General features: G+C 67.8%; 4 protein-coding genes. 2 read left to right on the forward strand and 2 right to left on the reverse strand.

The features are described from left to right. Positions 1-220: 220 nt before the first annotated feature. Both G1H19_RS22285 and G1H19_RS22290 read right to left on the reverse strand, forming a co-directional pair. Complete coding sequence (locus G1H19_RS22285) at positions 221-754, reverse strand: DUF6036 family nucleotidyltransferase (RefSeq protein ID WP_152729541.1); 534 nt, start codon at positions 752-754, stop codon at positions 221-223. Then, complete coding sequence (locus tag G1H19_RS22290) at positions 751-1092, reverse strand: hypothetical protein (RefSeq protein ID WP_152729542.1); 342 nt, start codon at positions 1090-1092, stop codon at positions 751-753. The genes G1H19_RS22285 and G1H19_RS22290 overlap by 4 nt, the downstream gene beginning before the upstream one ends. Before the next feature lie 50 nt (positions 1093-1142). Here G1H19_RS22290 and G1H19_RS22295 point away from each other — a divergent pair, with 50 nt between their 5' ends. Then, positions 1143-1460, forward strand: coding sequence for a hypothetical protein (locus tag G1H19_RS22295; protein ID WP_152729543.1), 318 nt, complete (start codon positions 1143-1145; stop codon positions 1458-1460). Continuing rightward, complete coding sequence (locus G1H19_RS22300) at positions 1423-1965, forward strand: hypothetical protein (RefSeq protein WP_152729544.1); 543 nt, start codon at positions 1423-1425, stop codon at positions 1963-1965. Before G1H19_RS22295 ends, G1H19_RS22300 begins: the two co-directional genes overlap by 38 nt. Positions 1966-2512: the final 547 nt, after the last annotated feature.

The following is a 2512-nucleotide window of genomic DNA, read 5'->3' on the forward strand; positions in this document are numbered from 1 at the left end:
GCCCTGCTCAAACAGTGGCGCGGACTGGCCACCCGCTACGACAAGCACGCCCTGATCTACCGCGGCGCCGTCGTCCTGGTCGCCGTCCTGGTATGGACCCGCACTTGAGAGACGTGCCCTGGATGACACCGATTCGGGTGGCGTGGTGGCCAACGCGGTGACCAGCGGTCGCTAGGAATCCGGAGTGACGAAGAGCGCGCGTTCGGTCGGGGCCGGGACGTCAGTCGGCGGCTGGTGGGAAGAGCTCTTCCAGCAGGTACTGAGCCTTCGGCAGCAGCCACTGGCGGCCGCCCCAGACTCGTTCGGCGATGTCGAGCACCTCATTGGCACTGGACGCGCCGCACAGGGCGGCCAGCTGCTCGATGTCGTCGGCGTCCCGGTCCACCCGAGCGGCCCGCACCTTGAGCGCGAGGAGGTAGTGCGGGGAGGGCACGCTCACCTCGATGCCCGGAGCGGAGAGCACGGGACGCGCGTCACCGTCCGGGCCGGGGAGCAGGCCCTTCACCGCGTCGTTCAACCAACCCGCGGGTAGGTCATGCCGGGCGCCGACCCGGTCGGCCGCCTCGTAGACGTGTGCCTTCGGCTCGAAGACGGCATCGACGTCCCGCGTGGCGCGGCGGGTGTTGTACGCCAGAGCCATGGCAGCACCACCGACGACGAACAGCTCCGCGTGCAGCCCCGCTTCGTGCATCTCGGCGCCGAGTTCACGCAGCAGCTCGGAGATTGTGACGCCGTCGAAGGGCGAGGACGTCACACCGACACCAGCGAGTCGGCCTCAATCAAGATCCCATGCAGCTTGAACGACAGTGGTGCGTGGACGAGGGCGTTGGCGAGCAGTGCGGCCGAACCGGGATGCCAGAAGCTGTCCAGCCGGCGGGCAGGCTCCTGCGTCCAACTCGGCACCGAGCCCGTGCGCTGGAAGGCAACGTGAGATGCCGCCGCCGCCACCAGGGCGTCGATCACCGCAGCTCCCGTAAGCGGCGGCACCTCCTCCAGCTGCTCCGCCCGTGTCATCCAATCGGCGACGAACCGCACGTACTCCCGTTCGGTCACGTCGGTGAGCGTCGCCGCAAGATCGCTCGGGGTGGACATGCGCTCAGAGTACGAGTGAAGCTGCGCTGCTCGTCTCCACCATGTGCGCCATGACCGACAGGGAGCTCGAGTCGATGGAGACGCTGGAACTGCTCGCCGATCGGCAAGCGCAGTTGGACCTGGCGGAAGCGCGTCGTGCCGTCGCTCGAGGCGAGACAACGACCCGTGAGGACACGGCAGCGGTGATGCGTCGCGCGGATCGTCGATCAGCGAGCTCCTCTGTCATCAAGGCGCCTAGGGTCCTGCGGTTGCGCGGTCAGCTGACCTGTCCTGCCGGCGCGGCAGAATCGGATGACGTGACTCGCAATCGTCGGGTCAAGAGGAGAGAACATGAGCGCAGTGATCGTTCGCAACAGTCGGTCCGGTGACTCCCCGCCGGAGCCGCCGCGCACGGCCCAGGACACGCTGTACCCGTACGCGATGTTCTTCGACGGCGGCAAGTACATCGCCTACGCCGACGACCCGGTGGACCTGCTGAGTGCGCTCACCACCGGCTACGCCGACCTGGACGACGCCGGTCAGATGCAGGCCCGCATCCGACTGGCCATCGACGCGCAGGTCGCGCTGCAGGCCGTCATCAACGCCGAGGCCGACCCGGCGGCGTTGGCCGCACTGACCGAGGAGGAGACCGCGGCACTGACCGGGCCCTGCTTCGAGCAGCCCCGGATCGACTTCTGGTACCCCGAGATCCCGCTGGTGGTCGTGGAGTCGGGCTATCAGCCCTACACCGACATCAACCGGCCCATCTCCGGGATCGCCGATGTCGAGTACCCGCCGAACATGATCTGGCTCAAGCCGTTGGACGAGTGGGACCTGCTGGTCTCCCTGGCCGACGCCGGGTACATCTCCCTGTCCCAGGCCACCGACCTGTAAGGCCCTGCTCCCGTGCCGACAGCGCAGGCGCCGCCTAGTCACTGACCACTCGGCGCCTGCCTGCATTCCCAGCCCATACACGCCCAAGGCCGCCCACTCACGCCCGCAGAAGCGAACGGGCACACGCATCGTGCCCGACCAACATTTGGTCGGGGCCCGATCAGGTCCGGTCGGTGTACACGCCTGTGGATCCCGGCACTACTACGGCATGTCTCCCAAGTCTGTGACGGTCAGGCATGATCTTGGGGGTGGCGCCGCGGGCTGAGTTGATGGATGCGCAGTGGGCGGTGGTCGAGCCGTTGATGCCGCAGGTCACGGGCCGGTCACGGCCGTATCGGGATCACCGGTAGGTGGTCGAAAGGATCGTCTACCGCTATCGCTGCGGGGCACCCCAGTGCCCCCATCAATCCCGGGGCGGTTCAGGCCCTAGGCATGTCTCCTAAGTGCGTGTCCAGGCTAGGACGCCGGCGAGGACGACGGCGCCGCGGTAGATCAGGGCGTGCTTGTCGTAGCGGGTGGCCAGTCCGCGCCACTGTTTGAGCAGGGC

The organism is Goekera deserti (genome assembly GCF_010685995.1).
Classification (GTDB): Bacteria; Actinomycetota; Actinomycetes; order Mycobacteriales; family Geodermatophilaceae; genus Goekera; species Goekera deserti.